The 1,982-nt window shown below is 68.9% G+C and carries 3 protein-coding genes; 1 reads left to right on the forward strand and 2 read right to left on the reverse strand.

What is annotated here, in order from left to right; translation table 11 throughout:
* Together rpsP and N415_RS28490 are read right to left on the reverse strand one after the other, a co-directional pair.
* A partial coding sequence (gene rpsP / locus N415_RS28485) for a 30S ribosomal protein S16 (protein WP_068189097.1) occupies positions 1 to 455 on the reverse strand: 455 nt, incomplete at its 3' end.
* 161 nt (positions 456 to 616) lie between these two features.
* Positions 617 to 1,036, reverse strand: a complete 420-nt coding sequence (locus N415_RS28490) for a nuclear transport factor 2 family protein (protein ID WP_068113447.1) — start codon at positions 1,034 to 1,036, stop codon at positions 617 to 619.
* Positions 1,037 to 1,219: 183 nt separating this feature from the next.
* Here N415_RS28490 and N415_RS28495 point away from each other — a divergent pair.
* Positions 1,220 to 1,982, forward strand: a 763-nt coding sequence (locus tag N415_RS28495) for a PE family protein (protein ID WP_152531627.1), incomplete at its 3' end; no start/stop codon positions are given.

Genomic DNA, 1,982 nt, shown 5'->3' on the forward strand with positions numbered 1-1,982 from the left:
TCGGCGGCGGGCTCGGCAGCCGCTTCAGCGGCTTCGGGAGCCTCGGCGGCCTTGGCGGCCTTCTTGGCCGGCGCCTTCTTCTTCGGCTTGGCGGCCTCGGTGGTGGGCGCGCCGTCGGCCTCGGCCAGCGCGGCGTTGAACAGCTCCAGCTTGGACGGCTTGGGCGGCGCGGCCTGCAGGCTGCCCTCGGCGCCGGGCAGCCCCTTGAACTTCTGCCAGTCGCCGGTGATCTTCAACAGCTTGAGGACCGGCTCGGTCGGCTGGGCGCCCACCGAAAGCCAGTACTGGGCGCGCTCGGAGTTGATCTCGATCAGGCTCGGGTCTTCCTTCGGGTGATACCGGCCGATGACCTCGATCGAGCGGCCGTCGCGGCGGGTCCGAGCGTCGGCGACGGCGATGCGGTATTGCGGATTGCGGATCTTGCCAAGCCGGGTCAGCTTGATCTTCACAGCCATGGTTAAGCGACTTCTCCTAGATGTGTCACGCTGCAATTCAGCGACCCGAGCGGGATGCCGGGGTCCGGTTTTGCCTCGCGTGTGTGACCACCGGGCGGCCGTAATCGCGCGGCGGACAGCCGCCCATTGTGCCAGAACAGGGCCGCGCCCCAGAAATCCGCCTACATCACCTTCTGGAAGACTTTCGTCTCCACCCGGCGCGTCATCCGCCAGCCCTCGGCGGTCCGCACGAACTCGTCGTCGTACCAGAGCCCGCAAAACAGCGCCTGGTCGCTCTCGCCCGGCAGCACCATCGGGTTGAAGCAGATCACCCGAGACGAGGCGGTGTCGCCATCGATGCGCACCGAGAAGTTCCCGAGCATGTGCGCGTACACGGGGAAGGTCGGCAACACCTCGGACAACCACTTCTTCACCTCGGGGAAATGGCCGTCGATGCCCCCCAGCGCCCGATAGTCGATGTAGGCGTCGGGCGTGAAGACCTCGTCCAGGTCGTCGAATCGGCGGTTGTCGATGGCGGTGGAGTAGTCCACCAGCAGCTGCTGGATCTCTAAGCGGTCGGAAATCTCTTCCAGGCTCAACATGGCTTGATTGAACACGACGGAACGGCAACGTGTTCAGCGACGTCAGCCATCCTCCGCGCCACTGCTTCCGCCCGCCGACGATGGATACTCAAAGTTCGGCTAATCCTTGTTGAACGATGCCAAATAGATGGAATACTCCCGGCCACGGACTATCGGTAGCCGGCGTTTGGGCGGAGGCTCGCTATGTCGTACGTCATCGCAGCGACGGACGTGTTGACGGCGGCCGCAGCGGATGTGGCGGGCATCGGCTCGTCGCTGACCGCGGCCAGTTCGGCGGCCGCGGCCCCGACCTCCGCGGTGCTGGCCGCCGCCGGCGATGAGGTGTCGTCGGCGATCGCATCGTTGTTTTCCGAGCACGGTCAACTGTTTCAGGCGCTGAGCGCCCAAGCGGCGGCGTTTCACGAGCGGTTCGTCCAAACGTTGGCCGCGGGCGCGGGGTCCTATGCCAGCGCCGAGGCCGCCAACGTTGCGGCGGTTGCGGCCAGCCCGGCGCAGACGATCGGGCAGGACGTGCTCAACGTGATCAATGCGCCCTTCCTGGCGCTCACCGACCGCCCGCTGATCGGCAACGGCGCCAACGGGATGCCGGGGACGGGGCAAAACGGTCAGGGTGGCGGCTGGCTGTTGGGCAACGGCGGCGCCGGTGGCTCCGGCGGGCCCGGCCAGGCCGGGGGTAATGGCGGCCCGTCGGGGCTGCTGGGCTACGGCGGGGCCGGCGGGGCGGGCGGCCCGGGCACAGCGACCATGGCCGCCGGGTCCGGTGGGGCCGGCGGCAATTCCGGTGACCCGCTGTTGGGCCGCGGTGGGGCCGGCGGCGCGGGCGGATTCAACGCGTTCGGAGCCGGCGGGGCCGGCGGACCCGGCGGGAATGGCGGCCTGCTGTTCAGCGCCGGCGGGGACGGCGGGGCCGGCGGCAGCGTGCAGCTGCAGAATGCCGCCTCTACGG

This window comes from Mycobacterium sp. UM_CSW, assembly GCF_000455205.1.
Classification (GTDB): Bacteria; Actinomycetota; Actinomycetes; order Mycobacteriales; family Mycobacteriaceae; genus Mycobacterium.

Excerpts from the sequence above, each read along its gene's own strand:
- N415_RS28490 (WP_068113447.1), bottom strand. The coding sequence starts at position 1,036 with ATGTTGAGCCTGGAAGAGATTTCCGACCGCTTAGAGATCCAGCAGCTG.